Annotated in this window: 28 protein-coding genes, 1 pseudogene and 2 riboswitches; of the genes and pseudogenes, 23 read left to right on the top strand and 6 right to left on the bottom strand. The window is 37.5% G+C overall.

The window, feature by feature from the left end; translation table 11 throughout:
* Window positions 1-26: 26 nt before the first annotated feature.
* The 8 genes from MKY71_RS09355 (at window position 27) to MKY71_RS09320 (ending at window position 6,864) form a co-directional block, all read left to right on the top strand.
* Window positions 27-1,214, top strand: a complete 1,188-nt coding sequence (locus MKY71_RS09355) for an NAD(P)/FAD-dependent oxidoreductase (protein ID WP_339171149.1) — start codon at window positions 27-29, stop codon at window positions 1,212-1,214.
* A 124-nt stretch (window positions 1,215-1,338) separates the two neighbouring features.
* The gene (locus MKY71_RS09350) at window positions 1,339-1,962 is read left to right on the top strand and encodes a serine protease (RefSeq protein WP_340732335.1); all 624 of its coding nucleotides are present in this window, start codon (window positions 1,339-1,341) and stop codon (window positions 1,960-1,962) included.
* Between the two features lie 14 nt (window positions 1,963-1,976).
* A complete protein-coding gene (locus tag MKY71_RS09345; RefSeq protein WP_340732334.1) occupies window positions 1,977-3,308 on the top strand; it encodes a tetratricopeptide repeat protein in 1,332 nt (443 codons plus the stop codon).
* A 93-nt stretch (window positions 3,309-3,401) separates the two neighbouring features.
* Window positions 3,402-4,043: a cyclic di-AMP binding protein CbpA gene (gene cbpA, locus MKY71_RS09340; RefSeq protein WP_339194459.1), complete on the top strand. Its 642-nt coding sequence runs from the start codon at window positions 3,402-3,404 to the stop codon at window positions 4,041-4,043.
* Between the two features lie 142 nt (window positions 4,044-4,185).
* Window positions 4,186-4,812 (top strand): hypothetical protein, encoded by a 627-nt coding sequence (locus tag MKY71_RS09335; RefSeq protein ID WP_340732333.1) that lies wholly within the window; start codon window positions 4,186-4,188, stop codon window positions 4,810-4,812.
* Between the two features lie 119 nt (window positions 4,813-4,931).
* On the top strand, window positions 4,932-5,309 hold the full coding sequence (locus MKY71_RS09330; RefSeq protein ID WP_340732332.1) for a hypothetical protein: 378 nt from the start codon (window positions 4,932-4,934) through the stop codon (window positions 5,307-5,309).
* A gap of 224 nt (window positions 5,310-5,533) precedes the next feature.
* On the top strand, window positions 5,534-6,244 hold the full coding sequence (locus MKY71_RS09325; protein WP_339171136.1) for a cytochrome c biogenesis CcdA family protein: 711 nt from the start codon (window positions 5,534-5,536) through the stop codon (window positions 6,242-6,244).
* Window positions 6,245-6,372: 128 nt separating this feature from the next.
* Entirely contained in the window at window positions 6,373-6,864 is a 492-nt protein-coding gene (locus MKY71_RS09320) for a CcdC family protein (RefSeq protein ID WP_339171134.1), read from the top strand.
* 290 nt (window positions 6,865-7,154) lie between these two features.
* Here MKY71_RS09320 and MKY71_RS09315 read toward each other — a convergent pair whose 3' ends face one another.
* Complete coding sequence (locus MKY71_RS09315) at window positions 7,155-7,589, bottom strand: DUF2621 domain-containing protein (protein WP_445265713.1); 435 nt, start codon at window positions 7,587-7,589, stop codon at window positions 7,155-7,157.
* A 164-nt stretch (window positions 7,590-7,753) separates the two neighbouring features.
* On the opposite strand from MKY71_RS09315, the gene MKY71_RS09310 reads away from it, so the two are divergent.
* From MKY71_RS09310 to MKY71_RS09295, 4 genes are all read left to right on the top strand, one after another.
* Window positions 7,754-7,972 carry a DUF1659 domain-containing protein gene (locus MKY71_RS09310; protein WP_340732331.1) on the top strand — a complete coding sequence of 73 codons (219 nt, stop codon included), beginning with the start codon at window positions 7,754-7,756 and terminating at the stop codon, window positions 7,970-7,972.
* 31 nt (window positions 7,973-8,003) lie between these two features.
* The gene (locus MKY71_RS09305; protein WP_339171128.1) at window positions 8,004-8,225 is read left to right on the top strand and encodes a DUF2922 domain-containing protein; all 222 of its coding nucleotides are present in this window, start codon (window positions 8,004-8,006) and stop codon (window positions 8,223-8,225) included.
* 65 nt (window positions 8,226-8,290) lie between these two features.
* Window positions 8,291-8,431, top strand: a complete 141-nt coding sequence (locus MKY71_RS09300) for a YvrJ family protein (protein ID WP_251687655.1) — start codon at window positions 8,291-8,293, stop codon at window positions 8,429-8,431.
* Window positions 8,432-8,537: 106 nt separating this feature from the next.
* On the top strand, window positions 8,538-9,149 hold the full coding sequence (locus tag MKY71_RS09295) for an SCO family protein (RefSeq protein WP_340732330.1): 612 nt from the start codon (window positions 8,538-8,540) through the stop codon (window positions 9,147-9,149).
* Window positions 9,150-9,460: 311 nt separating this feature from the next.
* Here MKY71_RS09295 and MKY71_RS09290 read toward each other — a convergent pair whose 3' ends face one another.
* Window positions 9,461-9,664 carry a transcription initiation factor TFIIIB gene (locus tag MKY71_RS09290; RefSeq protein ID WP_339171117.1) on the bottom strand — a complete coding sequence of 68 codons (204 nt, stop codon included), beginning with the start codon at window positions 9,662-9,664 and terminating at the stop codon, window positions 9,461-9,463.
* A gap of 23 nt (window positions 9,665-9,687) precedes the next feature.
* A complete protein-coding gene (locus tag MKY71_RS09285; RefSeq protein WP_340732329.1) occupies window positions 9,688-10,371 on the bottom strand; it encodes a VC0807 family protein in 684 nt (227 codons plus the stop codon).
* Between the two features lie 346 nt (window positions 10,372-10,717).
* Window positions 10,718-10,854: riboswitch (FMN riboswitch) on the top strand.
* 99 nt (window positions 10,855-10,953) lie between these two features.
* A riboswitch (FMN riboswitch) is annotated at window positions 10,954-11,089 on the top strand.
* 121 nt (window positions 11,090-11,210) lie between these two features.
* Between MKY71_RS09285 and ribE the strand changes: the two genes are divergently transcribed.
* The 8 genes and pseudogenes from ribE to MKY71_RS09245 all read left to right on the top strand — a co-directional run bounded on the left by ribE (window position 11,211) and on the right by MKY71_RS09245 (window position 17,743).
* Window positions 11,211-11,846, top strand: a complete 636-nt coding sequence (ribE, locus tag MKY71_RS09280; protein ID WP_340732328.1) for a riboflavin synthase — start codon at window positions 11,211-11,213, stop codon at window positions 11,844-11,846.
* 14 nt (window positions 11,847-11,860) lie between these two features.
* A pseudogene (gene ribB / locus MKY71_RS09275) lies at window positions 11,861-12,469 on the top strand (3,4-dihydroxy-2-butanone-4-phosphate synthase); the annotation flags it as partial.
* An 18-nt stretch (window positions 12,470-12,487) separates the two neighbouring features.
* On the top strand, window positions 12,488-12,955 hold the full coding sequence (gene ribH, locus MKY71_RS09270; protein WP_339171113.1) for a 6,7-dimethyl-8-ribityllumazine synthase: 468 nt from the start codon (window positions 12,488-12,490) through the stop codon (window positions 12,953-12,955).
* 135 nt (window positions 12,956-13,090) lie between these two features.
* Window positions 13,091-13,408: a PadR family transcriptional regulator gene (locus MKY71_RS09265; protein ID WP_340732325.1), complete on the top strand. Its 318-nt coding sequence runs from the start codon at window positions 13,091-13,093 to the stop codon at window positions 13,406-13,408.
* Complete coding sequence (locus tag MKY71_RS09260) at window positions 13,401-14,579, top strand: DUF2812 domain-containing protein (protein WP_340732324.1); 1,179 nt, start codon at window positions 13,401-13,403, stop codon at window positions 14,577-14,579. Before MKY71_RS09265 ends, MKY71_RS09260 begins: the two co-directional genes overlap by 8 nt.
* A 166-nt stretch (window positions 14,580-14,745) precedes the next feature.
* Window positions 14,746-15,942 (top strand): DUF2812 domain-containing protein, encoded by a 1,197-nt coding sequence (locus MKY71_RS09255; protein ID WP_340732323.1) that lies wholly within the window; start codon window positions 14,746-14,748, stop codon window positions 15,940-15,942.
* Between the two features lie 329 nt (window positions 15,943-16,271).
* Entirely contained in the window at window positions 16,272-16,898 is a 627-nt protein-coding gene (locus MKY71_RS09250; protein ID WP_340732322.1) for a LysE family translocator, read from the top strand.
* 119 nt (window positions 16,899-17,017) lie between these two features.
* Window positions 17,018-17,743: a TspO/MBR family protein gene (locus MKY71_RS09245; protein WP_339194438.1), complete on the top strand. Its 726-nt coding sequence runs from the start codon at window positions 17,018-17,020 to the stop codon at window positions 17,741-17,743.
* A 64-nt stretch (window positions 17,744-17,807) separates the two neighbouring features.
* Here MKY71_RS09245 and MKY71_RS09240 read toward each other — a convergent pair whose 3' ends face one another.
* Window positions 17,808-18,887 carry a copper resistance D family protein gene (locus MKY71_RS09240; RefSeq protein ID WP_340732321.1) on the bottom strand — a complete coding sequence of 360 codons (1,080 nt, stop codon included), beginning with the start codon at window positions 18,885-18,887 and terminating at the stop codon, window positions 17,808-17,810.
* The gene (locus tag MKY71_RS09235; protein WP_340732320.1) at window positions 18,884-19,447 is read right to left on the bottom strand and encodes a copper resistance CopC family protein; all 564 of its coding nucleotides are present in this window, start codon (window positions 19,445-19,447) and stop codon (window positions 18,884-18,886) included. Before MKY71_RS09235 ends, MKY71_RS09240 begins: the two co-directional genes overlap by 4 nt.
* A gap of 157 nt (window positions 19,448-19,604) precedes the next feature.
* On the opposite strand from MKY71_RS09235, the gene MKY71_RS09230 reads away from it, so the two are divergent.
* Window positions 19,605-20,360: an alpha/beta hydrolase gene (locus MKY71_RS09230; RefSeq protein ID WP_340732319.1), complete on the top strand. Its 756-nt coding sequence runs from the start codon at window positions 19,605-19,607 to the stop codon at window positions 20,358-20,360.
* Between the two features lie 13 nt (window positions 20,361-20,373).
* Here MKY71_RS09230 and MKY71_RS09225 read toward each other — a convergent pair whose 3' ends face one another.
* Window positions 20,374-20,757, bottom strand: coding sequence for an SET domain-containing protein (locus MKY71_RS09225; protein ID WP_079526970.1), 384 nt, complete (start codon window positions 20,755-20,757; stop codon window positions 20,374-20,376).
* A gap of 111 nt (window positions 20,758-20,868) precedes the next feature.
* Between MKY71_RS09225 and MKY71_RS09220 the strand changes: the two genes are divergently transcribed.
* The gene (locus tag MKY71_RS09220; RefSeq protein ID WP_340732317.1) at window positions 20,869-21,237 is read left to right on the top strand and encodes an SLAP domain-containing protein; all 369 of its coding nucleotides are present in this window, start codon (window positions 20,869-20,871) and stop codon (window positions 21,235-21,237) included.
* A gap of 22 nt (window positions 21,238-21,259) precedes the next feature.
* Complete coding sequence (locus MKY71_RS09215; protein WP_340732316.1) at window positions 21,260-21,478, top strand: hypothetical protein; 219 nt, start codon at window positions 21,260-21,262, stop codon at window positions 21,476-21,478.
* Window positions 21,479-21,728 lie beyond the last annotated feature (250 nt).

Here is a 21,728-nt window from a genome sequence, read left to right as displayed (position 1 = left end):
TCTAATTTTATTGGAGGATATTTAATATGGTAACTAAAGAAATCGTTATTTTAGGTGCTGGATTTGCTGGTGTATTGGCAGCACAAACAGCTCGTAAATATTTAAATAAAGACGAAGCGCGTATTACAGTCGTAAACCAATTCCCTACTCACCAAATCATTACAGAATTACACCGTTTAGCTGGCGGTACAATTTCTGAAGGTGCTGTTTCATTATCACTTGAAAAGATTTTCAAAGGTTATGACATCAACTTGGAAATCGCAAAAGTAAACAGCTTTGACGTAGAAAGTAAAAATGTAGTGCTTTCAAACGGCAAAACATTACAATACGATACATTAGTAGTTGCTTTAGGTAGCCAAACTGGTTTCTTCGGAATCCCAGGCTTAGAGGAAAACTCTTTCGTATTAAAATCAGTTGATGAAGCTAATGCTATCCGCGAGCATATCGAAGCACGCATTAAAGCATACGCTACAACAAAAGACGAAGCGGATGCAACAATCGTAATCGGTGGTGGTGGTTTAACAGGTGTTGAGCTTGTTGGTGAAATCGTAGACCATTTCCCTAAAGTTGCTGAGAAATACGGTGTTAAATTTGAAGATCTTAAAATCAAATTAGTTGAAGCAGGTCCAAAAATCTTACCAGTATTCCCAGAAAACTTAATCGAGCGTGCAACACAGTCATTAACGAAGCGCGGTGTAGAATTCATTACATCAACACCTGTAACTGGTGTTGAAGGCAATGTTATTCAACTGAAAGACCGTGAGCCAATCGTTGCAAACACATTAGTATGGACAGGCGGAGTTGCTCCACTTCCATTAGTAGCTGAATCAGGTTTAGCTGCAGATCGTGGTAAAGCAACGATTAATGACTTCCTACAATCTACTTCACACCCTGAAGTATTTGTTATTGGTGATGCGTCTGCCCATATTCCAAACCCGGGTGACCGCCCAACTTATGCACCAACTGCTCAAGTAGCATGGCAGCAAGGTGAAACTGCAGGTTACAACATTTTTGCACAAATTAAAGGTGCTGACTTAAAAGAATTCAAATTTACTAACTCAGGTACTTTAGGTTCTTTAGGCCGCAAAGACGGTATTGCGACAATTGGGGCAAACAATACTCAATTAGTAGGTTTACCGGCTTCATTAATGAAAGAAGCTTCAAATATCCGCTATATGACTCATATTAAAGCGTTATTTGGTCTAGCATATTAATATTCGACAAGACATATCCGAAAGTCACTTTCTTTCGGATATGTCTTTTTATTTTTGCAAAAAACAACAAATTTTAACAAATAACTATTATAATGGTAGTAAATGTTGTCGGAGAGGTGTGAAGATGAAAGATTTTGATCCATTGAATTCATTATTTATTTTAAATGAACAGCAGCTCGGACAATTTAAACAACTCGAACATTATGACTACTTTTTCCATTTAATCCGCCATGACTTTGCACATTTTGCTTTTGTAAAATACAGTGTAAGCGATATTTTGGTTTACTTTTATTTCGATGAAGAGCCGGTCATCAATTCGGAGCATGCGCTCATTTTTCTAATTCGCCATTTTATATTGAATGAAGTATTAATCAGCTCAAAATTTAAACGTTTGAAAAAAGCAACGGTTGGGTCGTGTACGAATGCTTTAATGGCCTCTGTAATGACCGTCAATCTGTTTTTGGACTATTTCCGGGAAGTATTTAAAACAATACCAAAAGAACAATATGATCTCTATATGAAATTTGAAAACAGTTCGAAGCAATTATTTCATGACCGCTTCTATAAATACGAACATTACCCTAAAAAGCTTGTCCAAATCGAAACAACAATTATAAAAAGTTTACGTGATTTCCTGACTGCCAACGATACAAAGTATGACGAAGCTCAACAAAAAGTCATTCGATTTATGGATCAGTTTTCAATTATTAAACGTGAACTGTACGAACCGTTATCTTTGAAAAAGTAGGAGGTGGCTATAAAATGGGGAAGCAACTCAAGTCATTACAGCTTGACCATTATCGTTCACAAACATTTTCATCAATCGATGCACAGTATGAAGCCTATATAGCATTGTTCAAATCATTAGTTGAAGAGGGAAATACCGAAAACATAAATGACTTCCTTCGTTTTGATAGTGAACCTTTTATTTTAGCGAATAAAAATATGAAAATTTTGCAAATGCTATTGGACATTGAACAATATTTCATAGAAAATTTAAAAGGTTGTTTGGCAAGTCTCTATTTGGTAATAGGACATTGCTATTATTTCAGTATTGATTTTGAGCAGGCAAAGAAATACTACCGGCTTGCGAGCAGTCTGGCATTGGAAGATGGAAATTATTCACTGCTGTCACTCGCGATGAATAACTATTATGCAACACAAATGGATGAATTACCTAAAGATATTTTTTGGGAAATCAGCAAGATACCAGCAGTTTTTTTGAAGATGGGAAACCCTGATGATGAAAAGTTCATGCTGGTCCGTTTTATCACACATATTGAATTGTCTCTGCAGATGGGGAAAATGGATTATGCGAAAAAGTTATTCGATGAGTATTTTGAAGAGTACCCGTTCGAAAAATTTTCCCGAATCGATTTGCATGTCCGTGTATTAAGGGGAAAGATTCTTTTTAAAAACGGCCGCTATGAATGTGCAATCGAAGTATTGCATGAGGTGCTCCTGCTCTGTATGAAAGCTAATAGCCATAAGGATCTTGTGCAGGAATGCTATAAATATATTACCCAAGCGTATAAGCTGATAAATGAAGAAACGCTCCTGAAAAAGATGGAGCAGTACCAAGCCCGTTTTTACCGCAAAATAGAAACAGATAAACGCTATATGGAAAAATATATTAAAACGTCAACAACGAACCAATTTGAATTGGACAAAAGTTTTATATCGCCATTACATCAGTTTCAGCTCGCGGGTACATATTTATTAAACTCAACAAATGATACCGGGTATACGCTCGTATTAGTTGATTGTAAAGTGGTAGAAAACAAAAAAGAAAAATTAAATGATATTATTCATTTAATCAATGATGAAATGATGAGTGAGATGAAAGAGGTCATCATTACAAGCACCCGTGTTGATGAATCAACAATCGGCTATATTATTCAGCTATCGGAAAAATGTACAGATACGTTATGCGAAAAGGTATTTTATAAAATCCGGGAACTTTACCCGAAAAACGACAGCGTACTGGAAGCCATCTATTTTGCATCGGTAAATAATAAAGAAAACATTTTACCGAGCTATCAAAAATGCCTCGATTTAGCATATGCATATATTTATTATGAAATTTACAAATAGAAATCAACAGTAAAATGCGAAATATTCAAAAATCTCTTTCGTATTTGAATGACTACCTTTAAAATAAGGGTAGTACATCAAGGAGGTAGTGCCATGTTAGTGAAACAAAGATATATAAAGAAGAAAGATGTAAGTTTTGTAAAAGAGACGGATGCCATTAAAGACGTACTCGGTCAGCTAAATGACAATGGTTATAGATGCATCCCGGTATTGGATGAAGCGGGTGAAAAATTCGTCGGAAATATTTATAAAGTCGAGTTACTCGAGTATAAGTTAAAAGATGGCGACACGAAAGCACCTGTTAAAGCACTTACTGAAGAACCGGATGCATTTGTACACGAAAACAGTTCTTTTTTTGAAGTGTTCCATTCAATTAAACAATTGCCTTATTTGGCGGTTGTAGATACGAAAGGGAACTTTGCCGGCATATTACCTCATTCAAAAGTATTTGAGCTGCTGGAAGAAGCGTGGGGCTACCGTACAGGAAGCTGTGCAATTACAATTGCATTGCCGGACACGGACGGTATTTTAATCAGAGTACTGACGGCGGTAAAAAAGGTATGGCCGCTGCATTGTGTGTTCTCTCTTGATGATGATACAACTTATTTGCGCCGAGTGGTTATTACTCTGGCAAAAGGTGCGAAACAATCAACAGTGGACGAGCTGGAAGCCGCCATCTTAAAACAAGGTGCCCGCATAATTGATTTGGAAGTATTTGATAAAGAAAATTTTTAGTCCTGAAGCGATTCGTTCATTAGAGCGAATCGCTTTTTTTATAAAATGTGTACTAATACAGAATTAACGGAAAATAAGAGGGATTTTGGTGATATATATCGAAAAGTATATAGAAAGGGGTATGCCGGAAAGGAGTACACAAATGTTTATCCAAATAAATGAAGAGAAAATCGAATTTACTAAAGTAGAGATAATTGTACTAGAACAGGGAATCACCGACCTATTTGAGAGTTTTGATAAAAAAACGCTTGGCGAACTGACAAAACAGAAAAAGTATGAGCATTTAAAGAACTTTGTTGAAGAACAAAAGCACTTAAAGAATGTGCCGGCCGGTGCAGCAATAAAATCCTTAAAAGAAGAAGGGAATCATACTTACAGACAATTTTTGAATAATTACGGTGACCTGACATACTCCCGTTTTGTCGTCAGTGGTGACGAGGATTTATTGAAACGACGAGGCATTTATACGATCATCGCAAATAATGAACTGAAATTTTGCGGTGTGTGTGCAAGAACATTTAAAGAGCGTTTTAATCAGCATATCGGCAACATATATGCAAAAGGTTGCTACCGGGATGGAACGTCTACACATTGCCATGTTAATGCAAATATAACAAAGCTTTTGCAGACAAGCGATGTTCATTTTGCCATCTATCCTATGGAGAATGAAAAGGCGATGAACAAACTGAAAAATGCCATTGTGAAACGGTTCGAACCAGAATGGAATTTACGTTCCAACAGAGAGGTTTTTGAATTAACTTCAACATAATAATAAAACCTGCCTTTCATCTGACATGATAAAGGCAGGTTTTTTCATTTTACTACATTTTTCCGGTTTCATTTTCGACAAAAAGTGGGAATAGTAAGTGAAAAAAGTAGGTGATGATCATGCAGGCAGCATTAAAACATTACAGGCAAACACACAGCGAATATAAATGGCTGCATTTTTTGGCAGCTGTCGTATTGGTATTTACATCCGTATTCTGGTTTGTACTCCCGTACTTCATGATTAATTACGGAAAATATACGACAAATGTATTCCAGCAATCATTGTTGTTGATTGCCTTGTTCACAGTACCTTCCATCATTGTGACATTACATTGCTGGTTTATTAATTTTAAGGCAGCTTTACGATGGAAAAAAAGCGCTCCTAAGGAATGCGTATGGCGCTGGTCAATCAAGTTCCAGCTAATTACGATTTCAATAGTAGTGTTGTTTACTTCAGTTATTTATTCCAGTCTGTTTATTATTGATATGATTCGATAGTAAAATCTCCCTTCCCATATCAAATGTGCTAAAGTGTCACTCAGTTCAACCAGAAGAGCCTTTTATATGCAATGGTATTAACAACGGCACTTTCGCACATTTATCCCTTTAACCTTTCTCAGTTTCCCTATTACATGGACAAAAAATATTCATCTAAAAAAGGAAGTAAAGTATGGTGAAATTTGGTACGATGGATGTATCAATGTTAAGGAGAATGAAGCAGCATGAATACAGATTTAAATGTCCTTTTAGCTTTTGGAGCCGGTTTTTTAAGTTTTATTTCACCATGTACGCTACCGCTCTATCCTGCATTTTTATCCTACATAACCGGTATGACACTCGATGAGCTGAAAGCCGAAAAGGGAATGATGCAAAAACGCGCAATTTTACATACTTTATTTTTCCTGCTTGGCTTTTCGATCATATTTATCGCAATCGGATTTGGAACCTCGTTAGCGAAAGATTTCTTCTTCCAGTACCAGGATTTACTGCGTCAAGTTGGCGCAATTTTAATTGTTGCATTCGGTCTAATGATTGTCGGCCTTCTGCAGATCGACTTTTTAATGAAAGACCGCAAGTTTCAGTTCAAAAACCGACCATCCGGTTATTTCGGTTCGGTTCTAATTGGCCTTGCCTTCGCGGCGGGGTGGACACCTTGTACAGGTCCGATATTGGCAGCGATTATTACGCTTGGCGGAACGAATCCCGATTCGGCAATGTTGTATATGCTCGCATATTACTTAGGTTTTGCTATCCCGTTCTTTACATTATCATTCTTCATTTCTCGAATGAACTGGATTCGAACGCACAGCCAAAAAATTATAGTCGTTGGCGGCTATATTATGATCGCGGTCGGTATTTTATTGTTCTTTGACGGATTGACTTACATTATTAATCTTCTCTTGCCTATTTTCGATGGTTTTAAAGGATTCTAACTGTTCCATGCTTATTAAGACCATGCTATACTAAGGGAAGTAAGATAAGTGAAAAAGTGTGCATGATCCATTATATTATCTCGATAACACGATAATTTTACATTTGTTCATGCAAGAGGAGGAATATGATGTTCGACAGTATACCTTCTCACTATTTATTAATTGGTTCGACGATTATGGCAGTTCTAATGGGCTCTTTCGTAATGTTCATAAGACTGCGTGCACAAAAAAAGCCGGTAACCACGAAAAAAATACTTATCCCGCCTTTTGCAATGTCAACAGGTGCGCTGATGTTTATTTTTGAGGAGTTTCGTGTAGCGCCAATTCAAATAGTAGAAGCGGCCGCACTAGGCTTGTTATTTTCATCTGTATTAATCTTAACGTCGAAGTTCGAAGTGCGAGACGGCGCAATTTATATGAAGCAATCTAAAGCATTTCCATTCATATTAGTGGGATTATTAGTACTACGTATTATTTTAAAATTAATATTTGCCGAAACATTCGATGTCGGTGAACTTGCCGGTATGTTCTTTATCTTGGCGTTCTCGATGATTTTACCGTGGCGAATCGGTATGCTAATTAAATATAAGAAGCTTGAAAAATCGCATATTGTTGCATAAAAAAGACTGTCTCTAAAAGTTTTAAACTTTTAAGACAGTCTTTTTCTGTTAAGGAAATTATATACGATCGCGCTGTGGATAACATGAAACTAAATTTTTGTCCCCGTCCAGGCTAAAGCGCCAACTCCTCGGTCATTTCAGTCCCTCCGTGCAAAAGTGGTGAACCGTTTACTTTTGCGTCGGGCCTTCCTAGTCTTGCGGCTCAAACGATGTGAGTCATTGGGGGCATGCCACATGGATGTGGCGTTTTGCCCACTCGGAGTTGAACGGGCTCTTTAGCGCGTTTGTTCCTATGCCTCAAACAAATGGTCATAATTCGTCGTATCAATCTTCATTTCAGTAAGTTTTTTACGTAAAAACTTATGGTCGCGTTTTGGTGAAGCAATAATATAGCCGCGAATAATTAAGTCCAGGTCGATTTTAGAGGCACGCTCATTCAATGCGATTTCACCGATTTTACCGGCGATCTTTTCTTTCGCAACTTGGCGGAATAGCTCTGGTACAGGACTGACAAGCTCGGTAAGTAATTGTTTTTCATCTTCACCCCAAAGGTGAATCGTTTTATCTAAGTATATGTTTTGCCAATCTAGATCCGATTTACCATCCTGTTTCGGCAGAGCCTTCAAAAACTTGCGGAACATAAAAAAGCCGCCAATCCCCATAAGCGAAACCAATACTACAACCCAAAATAAAATAAACCATAAAAACCAGCCATCTAAGCCCACAATGTTCACCTCACTACTAAATATTGTCTAAGAAATTCTTTCTACTAAACTAATGGTGATATACCTCATTAATGTCTATTATATAAGGTTTTGTAAAATTTTTCATCGTCCTTGTCCCTTTTTTCTGTAAAACATGACATATATAGGGCAAGGAGGTGATAAACATGAACGAATTCGGATTTTTAACTGCAACGTTAACAGTATACTATCAGACAGGCCTTGATGAATTTAACGAGCCGATTATTAAAAGTTCCACATTCCGTAACCTGGAAAGAAATGCAACTGCACAACAGCTTTACACAGTTGCTACAACAATCGTCGGCTTAACAGATTACGATTTTATCGAATCTGTGAAAACGCAAAAAGATATTATTACAGACTAATTAAGATTAACGAAGTAAAGGAGGTGAGCGTATGGCACAAGTTCTACAATTAACATTTGCCAATATTGCAGGAAATACGATGACGATCAATATTAATGACCCGAAGCCAAATCTAACGGAGGCTGAAGTGAACGCTGCGATGCAGACGATTATTGATCAGGCGGTATTTTCGAAGGATGGATTTTTGTTTAATGTGAAAAAATCAGCGCGCATCGTTGAACGTAATGTTACAGCGATCGAACTGAACAGCTAATAGCAAGGGCGGGCCGGTGAAGTGTAATGCTTTACCGGCTTTTCAAATGTAAGGAGGGGATATTAATGGAGCAGTGGATAGCGATTCTTCAGGAAGTAACATTTCCGATCTTTATATCATTTTATTTACTGTATCGGATAGAAACAAAGCTTGAAGCGATTCATACCGCACTTGTATCATTACATCATCCTGCAGACAGAGCTTAAAAAGTTCTTCACAATGTTGACACACAACCATTCCTTCAATAACTATTGAGAATATACTAAATATTGGGTAAGATGAGAGTAATGTTCAAAGAGTGGAGAGAGAGAAATGAAAACGAAAAAAATAGTATTCGCACTTATGCTCTTGGCAGCAACCGTTCTCACAGCTTGCAGCAATTATCAGTTTAAACCGACGACAAACTTTGAAATTAGCGGGTTTACGATGACCGATCACCGGAATGATGAGGTAACACTGGAAAGTCTAAAAGGGGAACCATGGCTGGCGATGTTCATGTTTACAAGCTGTACAACGATTTGCTCGCCTATGACGATGAATATGACCCGGGTGCAGGACCACCTGGAAAAAAAAGGTCTGGAAAATTATAAAATTGTCGCGTTTTCAGTAGACCCGGACTACGATACACCGGAGCGTCTGACAGAATATTTATCGCGCCATAAACCGGTAGACGAATCAAAATGGCATATGCTGACAGGATACGATCAAAAATTTATCGAGCAATTTGGCAGAAACTCATTTAAAACTCCTGTCCAGGCAATTGAAGGGAATTCCCAAGTTATCCACGCCGATACATTTTTCCTCGTGGATGAAAAAGGAATCGCCGTGAAAAACTATTCAGGTTATGGTACTGGAGAAGATGGTGTTCCATATGAAACGATTGCGAGTGATATAGAAGCACTCATTGATGAACGTTTAAAATAATAGTGAAATGATAGATTAACTTGCGGAAAAAGTGCTGTAGCTTTTAACGCAAGTTTTTTTGATGAGTGGGAAGTGTTCTAATAAAATGTTAAATGTGCTAATAAACCCGCAGATTTTCTAATAAATTACGGAATTTCTAATATAGTTGCGGGATATGCTAAAATCAGTTCCTGTTCACTAAAAAGTACGCCAACTCTTCTAAAATCACCTGCATAAGGGCTAAAATAAATCAATTTCTTCTAATAAAAACTGGCACCAAAAAAGTGCGAAATGCCGGTTATACAACAGTTCGCACTTTTATCCAATTCTATTTAAAAAGTCCCTTTAAATTTCTCAGGCTTTACAACATAGCCCTCAATAATAAAACCGCAATCCGTACAAATAATATATTCAATATTGCATCCTAAACTTAATTTATTAACAGGTGACATCACACTGTACCCGCTATGTTTTCCTCTACCTAACTCCGTACCGCCACATTTAGGGCATTCATTTACTTTGGCGATCGATGTCATCTCTATCATCCTTTCGAAATTAATTACTCGGCAACAACATCTTGTTCTGTCAGCTTCTCTTCCTGCTTTTCCTGCATTCGATACGTGTATTTTTGCACAATTACATTAATATAAAAGAACATCCCCATGACAATTCCTGAAAATACCCAACTTGCCACTCGTTTATAAATCAGCATATCCCCATAGCTGTCAATTCCGTATTTCCGTAGCAGAAAGACCGTAATTCCTGCCATAACGAGCCCTCGAATTATGAACACAACCTGAATCAGCTGAAACCATCCGAAAATTCCTTTTTGGAAAAATAAATTTTTGCTGTCCTTTCTTGCATAGCCTTGCAAGTAGGCAAAATCAATTGCAACATACAAAGGAAAAGGCTTTTTAATGATAAATAATATTCCATAGATAAATGTGTAAAAAAGACCTAAATAAACATTATTCCAAATCATTTGCTCCGCTGAGCCTGCCAATAAATCAACCGTAGTACCTATAAGCATCGAGCTTAAAATAAACAAGCCCGTCACATTAAACTGCCGATCTTTTGCAAAGCGGTAAATTGTATAAATTATACCGGGAACGGTGGACAGCAGCATCGCGGCATAGTCACCAAATGGCTCCCGCCCAAACTTCCATATCGCATAAGGTAGGACTGCATAGAAAAGTAGTTCCAAAAAGATAAAATATTTATTTGACTGTGAATTATTCGCCATAAAAGCCTCCATTACATTGATTTCTTGTGTTAAATGAATTATATTACTGAAGATTATCCGACACTATGTTTTATAATTTAAAAACATGAAACAAGCTAATAAGCAAATGAAGGATGCTTTATCAATAGCACGATTTAGCGAAATTTTTTCAGTGTTGTACATATAACTCCTTTCGATAATTTGTAATATTATGTATATTCTTCTACGAATTACCTCTCGGAAAAGTTTCAAAATTTTAAATTCATTTACGATAGAGATAAAAGGATTGGGAAACTAAAAGTAAGTAGGTGCAAAAATACTATTAGCTTTTTAAAATATTTATGTTACAATAACTTTCAAATAAAATAATTTCCTTCGGGGTCGGGTGAAATTCCCAATCGACGGTGATGAGTTAATCTCTAAGCCCGTGAGCCACTTTTTGTGTGCAGGATTTTGGTGCAAATCCAAAGCCGACAGTTATAGTCTGGATGGGAGAAGGAATGGCAACACATTTTTAAAAATTTACTTTAAAATGTGATTTTTTGCTATACACTTTTCCTGTCGCGCCTTGTGACGGGATTTTTTTATTTTATTAAAAAGAATAATTTCCTTCGGGGTCGGGTGAAATTCCCAATCGACGGTGATGAGTCAGTCTCTAAGCCCGTGAGCCACTTTTTGTGTGCAGGATTTGGTGCGAGTCCAAAGCCGACAGTTATAGTCTGGATGGGAGAAGGAAGCAATGTCAGCAGTTTTTTGAAAATTACGTTCAAAAAGCTTATTTGATGATGCTTAATTTTCCTCTCATCGAACTCCGAAATTTTATCGGGGTTCTTTTTTAATTTTAAAAAGAGGTGAGCAGGATGTTTACAGGAATCATTGAAGAACTTGGAACGGTTGAATCGATCAGCCAGTCTACACAAGCGATGGAACTAGCCATTCGCGCAAGCAAAATTTTAGAGGATGTCCAACTTGGGGACAGCATTGCCGTTAACGGTGTCTGTCTGACAGTGAAACAATTCACAGCGACTGTATTTTTTGCGGATGTGATGCCAGAAACTGTCAAAGCAACAAGCCTCCAGCAACTTGCAGCAGGCATGCCGGTCAATCTGGAACGCGCAATGTCGGCGAACGGTCGTTTCGGCGGGCATATTGTTTCGGGCCATGTTGATGGAACTGCGACAATTCAGCGTAAAAGACCTGTCGCCAATGCAGTTTATATTGATCTGGCAATGGAAAAGCAATTAATTGCCGAATGTATCAAAAAAGGATCAATTACAGTGGATGGCACTAGTTTTACCATTTTTGATGTGACGGACACATTCATTACCATTTCCTTAATTCCGCATACGTTTGAGCAGACTGTATTAGGCTTTAAAAAGCCGGGAGATGTTGTGAACATTGAAACAGATCTAATCGGAAAATATGTAAAAAAACATTTACAAAATCAAACGGAAAGTACGATTACAATGGACTTTTTGCAACGAACAGGATTTTAAAGGAGTGGTAATAAATGAACACAATTGAAGAAGCAATTCAGGCATTGAAAAACGGTGAAATTATTATTGTCTCAGATGATGAGAACCGTGAAAATGAAGGAGATTTTCTTGTGTTAGGCGAATTCGCTACACCGGAAAACATTAATTTTATGGCGCTATATGGAAGAGGTCTTATTTGTACACCAATTTCATCTGCTATTGCAGAAAGGCTTTCCCTAAATCCAATGGTGCAAAGCAATACCGATACATATCAAACAGCATTTACGATAAGTATCGATCACATCCAGACAACAACAGGTATCAGTGCATTTGACCGTTCTAAAACGATGTTAGCATTACTGGATTCTCAAACAAAACCGGAGCATTTTCACCGTCCGGGCCATGTTTTCCCCCTCATTGCAAAACAGGGAGGCGTGGTGGAGCGTCCAGGACATACGGAAGCAGGCGTCGATCTGGCGAAGCTATGCGGTTCAAATGAAGTCGCGGTCATCTGTGAAATTATGAACGAAGATGGTTCAATGGCACGCATGCCGCAGCTTAAAAAGCTGGCACAAAAACATAACCTGAAATTTATTACTATCGAAGACTTAGTTCAATATATAAAATTAACTACCGTATTGGTATAAAAGGAGCAATTTATAATGGGAAAAACATTTGAAGCACAATTAGTCGGAACAGATTTGAAAATCGGAATTGTCGTTGGGCGATTCAATGAATTTATAAATGATAAATTATTAAGCGGAGCAATTGATGGCCTGAAGAGACATGGTGTTGATGAAGCAAACATTGATACAGCATGGGTACCAGGTGCATTTGAAGTACCGTTTGTAGCAAAAAAAATGGCTGAAACGTATAACTATGATGCCGTTATCGGTTTAGGTACAGTCATTCGTGGGTCTACAACACATTATGATTATGTATGTAACGAAGCAGCTAAAGGAATTGCAAAAGCAGGCTTGGACACAGGCGTTCCGGTAATTTTCGGCATTGTCACAACTGAAAATATCGAACAGGCAATCGAACGTGCTGGTACGAAAGCAGGCAATAAAGGGTATGACAGCGCAATGTCTGCAATTGAAATGGCAAACTTGAATAAAATGTTTAAATAAAGATTATTGAACGCCACTCCAAAAATTTGGGGTGGTTTTTTCTTTGCTTTCAATAACAAGTTTACAAATTATTTCCTGTAGATTATTATTATGTTATACGATATATCGCGTGACATAATAGTTGGAGGAATGAATATGTCTTATAATGGCGGACCGATGACGGAAGCAATGTATTATGTCCTGTTGGCATTAATGCGTCCAAACCATGGTTATCAGCTAATGCAATCCATTACAGAAGTATCAAAAGGCCGTTTGAAAATGGGGCCCGGCACATTATATGGTGTCCTGTCAAGAATGCAAAAAGACGGACTCATTGTTTTGTCAAAAGATGATGGCCGAAGAAAAATATATGAAATTACAAAAGATGGCGAGCATGCATTAAGAAACGAATATGCACGTCTGAAATCTTTAATTTCCGACAGCAGTATATTAGAGGAGGGAAACGATGGGTAAAATGGTACGTAAAATCCGACCAACCAACTATTGGCGAATCGGAGAACACGAAAGCTGGTTTTCGGACATGTCGTTACAAGGACTCCACCTTCATAAAATGGGAACTAATTTAGCCCATTTTAAAAAAGGTGACCCGAAGCGAATCGAATACCGCATTGAAGTGACAGGTAAAAAGTTAATTACATATGAGCAAATAGATCTGTACGAGGAAAACGGCTGGGAGTATGTTACAAGCTATCAGTGGTTTCATGTTTTCTCTTCGCCGGCTGAAAAAAACGCACCCGAAATTCATACAGATCCTGCTGAGCAGGCATTTACTTTGCAGCGGCTTTATAAAAAACTCGTATTTAATTTAGTATGGGTTTCTCTGGGAGTAGCCCTGATTTTAGGTATGCTTTTGGCGATGTGGTTTTTGGATGGAACGCCTGTTTTACGGTTGGTTGAAGGATATGTCGTTCAGCAAAGTACCATCACGATCCTCTATATTTACTATGTTATTAATGCGGTAAAAGCAATGCTGGCGATTAAAGAATTGAAAAAAAGTTTAAATGAAGGCAAAGCCATCAATCATCTCGCTCCATGGAAAAAGAGTTTGCGGAAAAATGGTGTATTGACGGTTGTCTTTATAGGGATTATTCTTGTATGCGGCTTAATTATGCCATTTTATCAACTGAAAAAAATGGATACCTTTACACTTCCAAAGAATGACGAAAACTTGCCGTTTGTCCGTTCAGCGGATATCGAACAAAATCCACAGCTGAACCGGGATGAATATTATACAGATGAATTCGGTTGGGCAAACCGTTATTCAACAAATTGGAGTATCTTTGCACCCGTACAGTTCGAGACGGACGAAATGTGGTTGGAAGAAAGCGAGACCTATTCACCGAGCGTTTCTTCTGAAATATACAATTTAACATTTCAGGCATTCGCTAAACCATTGCTGTCTGACTTAATGGAGTGGCATACGTATGGGGATGAGAGGGAAAGTTTCATCGAAAGGAAACATCCTGACTTTGATCATCTTGTTACGCGCGAGGATGAAGAATGGAAGCAATTAGTTGCTTCAAAAGGTAAGGTGGTAATGTATATACGTTATTACGGCTATGCAGATCTGGATGTAGTAGTGGAAAATGCAGCTCAGAAAATAGTGCTGCTTGCAGAAAGTTAATTCCAAGCGGTGTAAAAGGCAATCCTGCATGGTCAGGGTTGCCTTTATGCTGAGAATATTCTTAGTGCATCAGGAAGTGCTGAAATACTTTCCTGGTCCTAATTAATTATTTACAAACTTTCCCTTCTATTCTATGGTTAGGTCAGGTATATAAGGAGGGAGAGCGATGGCAGAAATCGTACGCAGATTAAGACCGGGCCAATATTGGCGCATCAAGGAACATGAAAGCTGGTTTTCAGATATGTCTGAACAAGGGCTTCATTTTTATGAGATAGGCACACATTTTGCGAAGTTTAAAAAAGGTGATCGCAAACGAATGGATTACCGGCTGGAACTGGCAAAAAACAAATATATATCGAATGAAAAAATTCGGTTATTTGAAGAAAGCGGCTGGGACTATATTGCGAGTGACCGTAATTTCCACGTATTTGCGGCACCGACTGATCGTAAAGTAAAGGAATCGCCAATAAATCGGGAAGAGCAATTGAGTATAGCAAGTGCTCTATTTAAGAAAACATTGATGAGTTTCATCATTATATTATTGGCTGTGATAGCCCTTTTTTGGCTAATTAGCAGTATTTGGTTCACAGGAAATACACCAACATTGACATTAATTGAAGGTCATATATTTACAACAATGGTCCTCTCATTATTGAACCTCTATTACTTGATCTCCATGGCAATGGGGCTTATAGGTATTGCACGCATACGACGCGACATGAATGAAGAAAATTATGATAATCATCATAAACCATGGGAGATTTTTTATCGCAATAACATAATAATGTATGTAATGACTATGGCTATATCGTTAATAGCGATTTTCATTCCGTTTTACCAGTTACTGCAGATGGATACACTTACATTACCGGAAGAAGATTCATCGCTACCGTTTGTAAGATTAGCGACAATTGAAAATGCGCCAAACCTTGAGCGCGACGTTTTTATGATAGATGAAGTAGATTGGGGAAATAATTACTCGGAAAATTGGAGTATAGTTGCTCCTGTACAATTTAGTACGAGGGAAAATTTCATTGAAAAGAAAGGGCAATGGTCTGACCCAAACAACAGTTATGAACCAAGTATTTCTTCGGAAGTTTATCGTTTAAACTTTAAATCCCTTGTTGCTCCATTAGTTGACGACCTAATCACAAAATATAGTTATGTAAATGAAGCAGAATCGTTTATAGAAAAAGAGCATAAGGAATTCGACCGATTACTTGTACGTCTTGGCGATAATAATAAAGAATTTATCTTCGTTAAAGACCAGGCTGTCATGTATATCGATTACTCCGGTAAGGTAGGGGCGGATGTTATTATAGAAAACGCTGCCGAGAAAATGGATTTACTTACGGAATACTAAGCGCAGATCCAGAATTTCTAATATAATCGTAAATCATCTAATATCGGATTGAAATCTTCTAATAAGTTGCCGATTTTCTAATATATAAGGCAATTGTTCTAATAAGTCTCTCAGATGTTCAAATAAACAGTTGAAATACGCTAATAAACCTTAGAAGTTTTCTAATAAAACGAAAAAACTTCTAATAAAATCAGTCGACGGTTACAAAATTTAGCCCGCCATACATAGAAAAAACCAAGCATGCTCAAGCATTTAACTGAAAAAACCTCTAGCTTCCTTCTGGTCAACGTGTTAACATATTTAAAAATTCAGAAAATGAAGGTGAGTAAATGGAGAATGTAGTGTTCTTTATTATTGCGTGTATACTACTGATTATACTGCCAGGTCCGGATACAGCAATCGTTACGAAAAATACGATTGTTAACGGACAAAAGGGAGGGTTTCAAACGATGGTCGGCTCTTGTGCAGGGTTAACCGTCCATACAATCGCAGCGGTTGCAGGTTTGTCTGCAATTATCGTGAAATCAGCCGTGGCATTTACAGTGCTGAAATATGTCGGAGCAGCGTATTTATGCTATTTGGGTATCAAAACATTGATGAGCCTCCGTGCTAAAAAGACAGATGCAGAAGAATTGATGACGGAAATTGAAGCAAAAGGCAATTCCTATTTTAAGCAGGGCCTTGTCACAAATATTACGAATCCTAAAGTAGCGGTATTTTTCCTTACGTTTTTACCGCAATTTCTATCAAAAGGGGCAGAACCGTTTTGGCCATTTTTAACGATGGGAATCATCTATATTGTGTTAACTTTTGTCTGGTTTGCACTCTATGTATTCTTATTGAACAAAATCCGTGAATTCATGAAAAAACCTGCTACACAATCGGTAATCGAATCATTGACCGGAGCTGTTCTTATCGGTTTTGGCATTAAACTAGCATTGGAAAAACAATCCTAATAGATAACCCAGAGAAATGTACAAATCCATTGCATTTAAATCGTAATCCCGATTAAACCGCATATTCTTTTTTGAAAAAGGGTATAGTTCCCTAATTCTAGAAAAAAGGATGATGAAAGATGGGTTTGTATATTACTATGTGGATAGCCATGATCGCGGTAATAGTGGTGAATGTGCTATCAAATACACTGCCGATAAACGGTCAAACGGCAGCAGATATTTCGGATCGATTAGAAGTATTATTTACGCCGGCAGGTTATGTATTTTCAATTTGGTCATTAATTTATGTATTGCTTGTCATATGGCTGATTACGATATACCGCAAAGTGAAAGACAATCGTTTTAACGGAAAAGTAGGGATTTTATTTATCATTAGCTGCATATTTAATATTGCTTGGCTGTTCAGCTGGCATTATGAACAGTTTATCCTGTCCATTATCGTAATGTTCTTTTTATTATTTACACTCATTGCGATTTATAAGCAGTATAAAAACAATGAAACCGGTTTTTCAGAACGCTTTCCGTTTTCGTTCTACTTAGCATGGTTATCCGTAGCGACAATTGCGAATGTGAGCTATGTGTTAAAATACAATGGGGTTGATTTGGGAATCTCTGAAGTGGTCGGATCACTCGTACTTGTCGGTGTTGCAGTTATTTTAGGGTATTTGGCTGTTGCCATCTCAAAGGATATCTTCTTTACCCTTGTTATCGTTTGGGCGCTGGTCGGTATCGCTGTCAAAACAGATGATGCGACAATGCAGTACGGAACAATCGTATTAACAATCATATTAATCATTGTGGCACTCATCCACTATATGCGCATGAAAACGAAAAGGCTAGTGTAATAATGAAGAAGGGTTGTAGTATAAGTCGAAACGGACTTGTACTACAACCCTTTATTTTTGGTAGTTATTTAAAAAATACAATCGACATAAAGCCCATGTAAAAACATAATGTAATCGCAAAAGTCATGGCAGCCGATACAACGACCGGTAGCTGTTTAATATAGCTTACAATGACAAGCCCAATGAACAAGGCAGTCATGAGGAAAAACCCTAACCCGATACCTGTCATTTGGAAATATCCGCGCATGCCTGCTTCAATCGAGCTCCGGTAAAATAGTTCAAAAAACGGTGAAATTTCCTGAACATAAAAGCTGGGTGGCTGTTGTTCACTATATAGCGCGGTAATGAACAAAATCAATACGAGCAAAATCGTTTCAATCCTTACCCATGTACGCGGTTCAAATAATGGCTTGTTCATTTTCAGTTTTATAAGCAGACTGTTAGCTAAAATAATAACTGTCAAAGGTACTAGCAGAACATGCTTAATAAAAAGAAACTGTCCGTAATTGCTCGACCAGCTTGTCACATAGCCCGGCACGATTGTGTCAGTCATAAGGACACCTGTTAAAGCAACAGCTGTAAAAGCTACAAGTGCAACAGGGGAGAACCATTTTAAAAAGGCTTCCCAATTTTGCGCATCTTTTGAGAAGAAGCTCATCATGATTAAAATGCCAAGCCATATACTGACAGCTAGAAGATGGACAAAATCCAGTACCGATCCGACAATCCCTGTCATCGAACCTGCATGACTTATATAACCAATTGCTGCCATTATGGCGATTAGAATAAAAATCGCCATGATCGCTATAAGCTTTGACGGTTTCTTTAGAAATTGGCGAAGCACTATAAGCAAAATAATTGTGAAACCTGCGATAGCCAGCCATGAATGGCCAACTTTAAATTTCATAAGCAACATGCCTACTGATTCAATGAATCCAAACTGCGGAGTCAAAATTGTCAGCAACTGAATATTCGGTACAAAAGTGACAAAAGGCAGAATGACTGCACTTACAATGATCCACTTTGCAGGAATATCAATTTTCGGACGAACTGTTTCAGGGATACAGTATAAGAGTAATGATCCCATTAGAAGAGCTAAACTTACATAGAGTAAAAATTGACTAAAAATTGTCAATGCCATCATTTTATATTTTTCCGTCTAGCAATAGTGAAAACACTTACGATTATAATAAGAAGTAAAAGGGCTCCAACGATATACAATAATGTATTATTTGAAGTTTCCTCTTCAGCTGCCACAGTTGTTTCTGCAGTATCATTATCTGCCGTTTCGTTTACTTCCGCTTGCTCTTTGTCTACTTCTGTAACTTCTTCATCTACCGGTTCTTCTGCTACAGGTGCATCAACCGTAAAGGAGAATTGACCTGATAGTGGGTGGCCGTCCTCACTAATACTATTCCATTCAACAGTATAGTCATCATTTGGTAATGGGGAAGCAAAAGTACCTATTAATACACCATCAACTAAATCCATCGAAACGGTTTCTATTTTTTCACCGTTACTTGAAATGACGTTAAATGTACTGCCTACTTCAATTTTCCCGGCGTATGTAAGTTCGATCGCCTGCAACGGTTCAGTTACAACTGCACCATCCTCGGGGTTAGTCGTGTCTAGATACGTATGTGCTGCTGCGTTCGGTACCGCTAAAAATAGTGCAGCAAGAATCGATAATAATATTGTTCTCATATTAATATGATTCTCCTTTCATCTGTTATTTTACTCACCCCATATTGTAGCCGAACAATAAGACAAATGCACTGTTTCCGCTTATTAAACTTGATGAAAAGTCAGGTAGAGAGAGTTGTTATGCTATAATATTGTCACAAATGAAAAGGGGATGAACATGCAACATTTTGTAGATGATATTTATTTAAAAGGAAATACACAAGCCGTTCTGCTTTTACATAGTTTTACGAGCAATGCGAAAGAGATGAACTATTTGGCAAAAATGCTTCATAGCAAAGGGTATACAAGCTATGCACCTAATTTGGCAGGGCACGGAGCATCACCGGAACAATTATTTGCAAGTTCTATGGAACAAATATGGGAACATAGCAGAAAGGCTGTTCAATTTTTAATCGATGAAAATTATGAAGCGATTACTGTCATTGGCCAGTCATTAGGCGGTGTACTAGGAATAAGGCTGGCCAATGAATTTCCTGAAGTGAAGGCTTTATGTATTATATCTTCGCCAGTAATAGAGCGGCCCGTGGAAGGATTGGAACAACGTGTCGTCTATTATTCCAAAAGGTATTTACAAAATAAAGGGAGCTCTGAACAGGAACTTCAAGCGTTTTTGAATGAGCACTTTCCAAGACCTGCCGATAAAATGATTGCGCTGCAGCAGTTTATCGTTAATACGGGCAAACAGCTTCATTTACTGAAACAGCCGCTTTTCCTGGCAAAAGGTATGCTGGATGAACCGGTTTTTCATCAAAGTATAGATATAATTGAAAATAGTGCAACAAGCAATGTCATTACGAAAAAACAATACGACAATAGTGGCCACCTAATTACATTAGGAAAAGAACGCCAATTGCTGACGCAAGATATTATTGATTTTCTCGTTGAAATAGAAAAAGGAACTGTCCAATTTTAGACAGCTCCTCTTTTTATTCTTCTTCGTTGTTGAACCATAGTGGGTCGTTGTCATCAACATCGCCATTATAATTAATAAAAATTTCTTCGCCGGCTTCAATATCTTTATAAGCAAAGAAATCAAATGTTTCGTTGTCGAAATTAATTTCATATGTGGCATTCGGCTCATATGAATGGTTGAATAGCATCCCGTAGCCTAATAGGATTGCTGAGCGTCCAATACCAAACTCAAACGCATAATCCGCAAGATTTGTTTTTTCAATATGTTCATGTTGCTCGTTTGGATAGCTTAGTACCGGTGCTTGGTGGAATAATGTTCCTTTAGGAATTGCATTAATCGCAAAAATACCGCGATTGTATTCCCCGTCACTTATCGGAGAATTCTTTACTTCGATCATATTTTTTCGCCTTCTAACTTTTAAGATTCTTTCCTACTGTAACATGTATCATCATAGAAAGGTTGTTTTATTGCTTATTTACCTAAATAATTCATTGGAAGGATGAAGTTCATGCAAAAACTGCAATTTGAAGCTGCATGGGATAAAACGATTTCAACACAGGACCGATTATTAATCGAACAAGCTTTTCAGAAAACGAAAGAACAAGATCAGCCCATTTCCTGTGATGTAATTCGGAAGGCCATTAATCATAAAAAACAAATCCTCATTACTACACTTATTCATAATCGAACAGAACAACAACTTACTTTTAATAATAGGAAGATCAGTATTATAACAGAAAAGGGACAAATTACTCGTAATTTTACAATTGACGCTCTTTCAATTCCTCCTTATTGTTCAATGCCGTGGACTTTTATTTTCGACGAAAGTAATGATTTTCTATTCACAGAAATAAAACAGTTGGTTATTGAAATATAATAGGATTGAGGTGAAGGAATCGATGCATGGAATGAATGCAGGTATTTGGCTCACATTCGTAACCCCTATCTTTTTAGTCAGTGCATTATTTTTTACACTGTCATTTTTTCAGCAATTGAAAATCGACAATGACCGATTAGTGAACCAATCGAAGTGGGGAGCAGTTATTTCCCTGGCGATCGCATTAATTGTTCCGGCAATTTATCAAATTGTTGTTTACTATCAAGTCATGAATTATTAAACATACTAATAACAAAAAGACCGCTATGTAAATAGTGGTTTTTTCTACTTCAAACTTCCAATCCCCTTTAAAACACATAATTAATTTGTTAATAAATACATATGAATACGTTTTTTTACATCAATTTGCTAAAAGCATACTATTCCAGTATGAATTGTTCAAATTGACTATTGACTTTAAATTAATGCATCTGTAAACTAACGAATTAAGAATACTGAATTGCAAGAAAATTCTATAACTAGTAAAGGAG

This window comes from Solibacillus sp. FSL W7-1324, from assembly GCF_038008025.1.
Classification (GTDB): domain Bacteria; phylum Bacillota; class Bacilli; order Bacillales_A; family Planococcaceae; genus Solibacillus.
The sequence above is the reverse complement of the archived record's forward strand: the minus strand, read 5'-3'. Positions and strand labels throughout refer to the sequence as shown.

Excerpts from the sequence above, each read along its gene's own strand:
- MKY71_RS09355 (WP_339171149.1), top strand. The coding sequence starts at position 27 with ATGGTAACTAAAGAAATCGTTATTTTAGGTGCTGGATTTGCTGGTGTA.
- MKY71_RS09350 (WP_340732335.1), top strand. The coding sequence starts at position 1,339 with ATGAAAGATTTTGATCCATTGAATTCATTATTTATTTTAAATGAACAG.
- MKY71_RS09345 (WP_340732334.1), top strand. The coding sequence starts at position 1,977 with ATGGGGAAGCAACTCAAGTCATTACAGCTTGACCATTATCGTTCACAA.
- cbpA (WP_339194459.1), top strand. The coding sequence starts at position 3,402 with ATGTTAGTGAAACAAAGATATATAAAGAAGAAAGATGTAAGTTTTGTA.
- MKY71_RS09335 (WP_340732333.1), top strand. The coding sequence starts at position 4,186 with ATGTTTATCCAAATAAATGAAGAGAAAATCGAATTTACTAAAGTAGAG.
- MKY71_RS09330 (WP_340732332.1), top strand. The coding sequence starts at position 4,932 with ATGCAGGCAGCATTAAAACATTACAGGCAAACACACAGCGAATATAAA.
- MKY71_RS09325 (WP_339171136.1), top strand. The coding sequence starts at position 5,534 with ATGAATACAGATTTAAATGTCCTTTTAGCTTTTGGAGCCGGTTTTTTA.
- MKY71_RS09320 (WP_339171134.1), top strand. The coding sequence starts at position 6,373 with ATGTTCGACAGTATACCTTCTCACTATTTATTAATTGGTTCGACGATT.
- MKY71_RS09310 (WP_340732331.1), top strand. The coding sequence starts at position 7,754 with ATGAACGAATTCGGATTTTTAACTGCAACGTTAACAGTATACTATCAG.
- MKY71_RS09305 (WP_339171128.1), top strand. The coding sequence starts at position 8,004 with ATGGCACAAGTTCTACAATTAACATTTGCCAATATTGCAGGAAATACG.
- MKY71_RS09300 (WP_251687655.1), top strand. The coding sequence starts at position 8,291 with ATGGAGCAGTGGATAGCGATTCTTCAGGAAGTAACATTTCCGATCTTT.
- MKY71_RS09295 (WP_340732330.1), top strand. The coding sequence starts at position 8,538 with ATGAAAACGAAAAAAATAGTATTCGCACTTATGCTCTTGGCAGCAACC.
- MKY71_RS09290 (WP_339171117.1), bottom strand. The coding sequence starts at position 9,664 with ATGACATCGATCGCCAAAGTAAATGAATGCCCTAAATGTGGCGGTACG.
- MKY71_RS09285 (WP_340732329.1), bottom strand. The coding sequence starts at position 10,371 with ATGGCGAATAATTCACAGTCAAATAAATATTTTATCTTTTTGGAACTA.
- ribE (WP_340732328.1), top strand. The coding sequence starts at position 11,211 with ATGTTTACAGGAATCATTGAAGAACTTGGAACGGTTGAATCGATCAGC.
- ribH (WP_339171113.1), top strand. The coding sequence starts at position 12,488 with ATGGGAAAAACATTTGAAGCACAATTAGTCGGAACAGATTTGAAAATC.
- MKY71_RS09265 (WP_340732325.1), top strand. The coding sequence starts at position 13,091 with ATGTCTTATAATGGCGGACCGATGACGGAAGCAATGTATTATGTCCTG.
- MKY71_RS09260 (WP_340732324.1), top strand. The coding sequence starts at position 13,401 with ATGGGTAAAATGGTACGTAAAATCCGACCAACCAACTATTGGCGAATC.
- MKY71_RS09255 (WP_340732323.1), top strand. The coding sequence starts at position 14,746 with ATGGCAGAAATCGTACGCAGATTAAGACCGGGCCAATATTGGCGCATC.
- MKY71_RS09250 (WP_340732322.1), top strand. The coding sequence starts at position 16,272 with ATGGAGAATGTAGTGTTCTTTATTATTGCGTGTATACTACTGATTATA.
- MKY71_RS09245 (WP_339194438.1), top strand. The coding sequence starts at position 17,018 with ATGGGTTTGTATATTACTATGTGGATAGCCATGATCGCGGTAATAGTG.
- MKY71_RS09240 (WP_340732321.1), bottom strand. The coding sequence starts at position 18,887 with ATGATGGCATTGACAATTTTTAGTCAATTTTTACTCTATGTAAGTTTA.
- MKY71_RS09235 (WP_340732320.1), bottom strand. The coding sequence starts at position 19,447 with ATGAGAACAATATTATTATCGATTCTTGCTGCACTATTTTTAGCGGTA.
- MKY71_RS09230 (WP_340732319.1), top strand. The coding sequence starts at position 19,605 with ATGCAACATTTTGTAGATGATATTTATTTAAAAGGAAATACACAAGCC.
- MKY71_RS09225 (WP_079526970.1), bottom strand. The coding sequence starts at position 20,757 with ATGATCGAAGTAAAGAATTCTCCGATAAGTGACGGGGAATACAATCGC.
- MKY71_RS09220 (WP_340732317.1), top strand. The coding sequence starts at position 20,869 with ATGCAAAAACTGCAATTTGAAGCTGCATGGGATAAAACGATTTCAACA.
- MKY71_RS09215 (WP_340732316.1), top strand. The coding sequence starts at position 21,260 with ATGCATGGAATGAATGCAGGTATTTGGCTCACATTCGTAACCCCTATC.